General features: G+C 73.7%; 3 protein-coding genes. All 3 read right to left on the minus strand.

Going from position 1 to position 2406, the window contains the following annotated elements; genetic code table 11:
• Positions 1 to 480 (minus strand): reverse transcriptase-like protein (locus HW445_RS26980; RefSeq protein ID WP_180223488.1); only part of this gene is annotated, 480 nt, incomplete at its 3' end.
• Positions 481 to 507: 27 nt separating this feature from the next.
• Entirely contained in the window at positions 508 to 1251 is a 744-nt protein-coding gene (locus HW445_RS34190) for a zinc ribbon domain-containing protein (RefSeq protein ID WP_180223490.1), read from the minus strand.
• A 24-nt stretch (positions 1252 to 1275) separates the two neighbouring features.
• Positions 1276 to 2115, minus strand: coding sequence for a Nif3-like dinuclear metal center hexameric protein (locus HW445_RS26990; protein WP_180223489.1), 840 nt, complete (start codon positions 2113 to 2115; stop codon positions 1276 to 1278).
• Positions 2116 to 2406 lie beyond the last annotated feature (291 nt).

Raw genomic sequence — 2406 nt, forward strand, 5'->3', positions numbered from 1 at the left:
GAGGTGCTTCTCGGTGGGGGCCGGACGGCCGGACGGCATCCACGCCTCGCCGCGCGCACCGGCGTCCATGGCCTCGTTGGCGAGCCGGTCGGCGTGCTTGTTCTCCTTGCGCGGGATCCACTCGTAGGTGACCCGCTCCGGCGGCAGCATCTCGCGCGCCCGCTCGGCGAGCGGGGCGAGGCCGGGGTGCTTGATCTTCCAGCGGCCGGACATCTGCTCGACGACCAGCTTGGAGTCCATCCGGACCCGGACCGCCACCTCCTCGCCCGCCGCCAGTTCACCGGCGGCGAGTTCCCGCACGGCGCGCAGCCCGGCGAGCAGGCCGCTGTACTCGGCCACGTTGTTGGTGGTGACGCCCAGGTACTCCGCGGCCTCGGCGAGCACCTCGCCGGTCGCCGCGTCGGCCACCACCGCGCCGTAGCCGGCGGGTCCGGGGTTGCCCCGGGACCCGCCGTCGGCCTCGATCACGAACTCCCGCACGAGCGCCGCCCCCTTGCCGCTCTCGGCCTAGAGGCCCGACTCGGAGGTGCGGACCAGGATGCGGCGGCAGTTCTCGCACCGCACCACCGTGTCCGGGGCCGCGGCGCGGACCTCGTTCACCTCGGTGATGTTGAGTTCCAGCTGGCAGCCCTCGCAGCGGCGCTGATAGAGGCGCGCGGCGCCGACCCCGCCCTGCTGCTCGCGCAGCTTCTCGTACAGCTTGAGCAGGTCGGCCGGCACGGAGGCGGAGACGACCTGGCGCTCCTTGGTGACGGAGCCGCTCTCGCCGTCGAGTTCGGCGAAGGCGGCGTCACGGCGGGCCGTGGCGTCGTCGAGCTTCGCCTGGACGGCGGCGACGCGCTCGTCGAGCTCCGCGACGCGGGCCTGGGCGGACTCGCGGCGCTCCATCACCTCGAGGACGACGTCCTCCAGGTCTCCCTGGCGCTTGGCCAGCGAGGTGATCTCGCGCTGGAGGTTCTCCAGGTCCTTCGGGGAGGACACGGCGCCGGAGTCGAGGCGCTGCTGGTCGCGGGCGGCGCGCTTGCGGACCTGGTCGACGTCCTGCTCGGCCTTGGTCTGCTCGCGGGCGCAGTCGCTCTCCTCGGTCTGCGCGGCCACCAGCAGGTCGCGCAGCTGGGAGAGGTCCTTGGTCAGCGACTCGATCTCGGCGTGCTCGGGCAGCGAGCGCCGCTTGTGGGCGAGCTGCTGGAGACGGATGTCCAGGGCCTGGACGTCGAGGAGGCGGATCTGGTCGGCGGGCGCGGCGTTCAGTTGGGGGCTCCAGGAAGGGTGAGGTCAGTGGGTGGGGTGGGCGGACGCCGCGTGGGCGGTCCAGGGGTCGGTGACCGTCGCGGACACGTGGACCCGCAGGTCCCAGCCGTGACGCTCGGAGATCTCGTCGAGCTGGGCGGCGGCCAGCTGGCACCAGGGCCACTCGGTCGCCCAGTGCGCCGCGTCGAGCAGCGCGAGGGGGCTGTGGGCACGGGCCTCGCTCACCGGGTGGTGGCGCAGGTCCGCGGTGAGGAAGGCGTCGACGCCGGCGGCGCGGACGTCGTCGAAGAGGCTGTCCCCCGAGCCGCCGCTGACGGCGACGGTGCGGATCCGCGCCCCGGGGTCGCCGGCCACCCGGACGCCCTGCGCGGTGGCGGGCAGGCTCTCGGCGGCGCGGGCCGCGAACTCCCGCAGCGTGAGCGGGACTTCGAGCTCACAGACACGACCGAGGCCGCGTCGGCCGGCCGGGTCGTCACGGTCCGGCACCAGGGGCCGCAGCACGCGCAGCCCGAGCGCGCCGGCCAGGGCGTCGGAGACCCCGGGGTCGGCCTTGTCGGCGTTGGTGTGCGCCACGTGGAGGGCGATGTCGTTCTTGATCAGGTCGTGCACCACACGGCCCTTGAAGGTGGACGCCGCGACGGTCGTCGTCCCGCGCAGGTAGAGCGGGTGGTGGGTGACCAGCAGTCCGGCGCCGAGCTTCACGGCCTCGTCGACGATCTCCTGGACCGGGTCGACCGCGAAGAGCACGCGGGTGACCTCCTGGTCCGGGTCGCCCACGACGGTGCCGACGGCGTCCCAGGACTCGGCGCGCTCGGCGGGCCAGAGGTTCTCCAGGGCGGCGATGACTTCAGACAGACGGGGCACGGGGGCAAGGCTACCTGGCCGCCGGTGGCCCGGGACCCACCGGCGGTGGAGCAGCACAAGGGCGTGCGGCAGGGCGGAGGAACGGCGGGACGGCCACACGTACGGGTGAAGCGGGGGCAGGGGGCTCATCCGGCCGCGCGTACGAACCTAGGTTTCGTCACTGGAGGTGACCCGAGGATGACAGTCTGTGCCTCCCCCAGGCCATCCACTGCGGTCGAGCCGGGGGCTTCGGGGGACGACGACGTGACCAGAACCGACGTGACCGGTACGGATGTGGGTGCCCAGGCGGCG

The organism is Streptomyces sp. UH6 (genome assembly GCF_013421635.1).
Classification (GTDB): Bacteria; Actinomycetota; Actinomycetes; order Streptomycetales; family Streptomycetaceae; genus Streptomyces; species Streptomyces abyssomicinicus.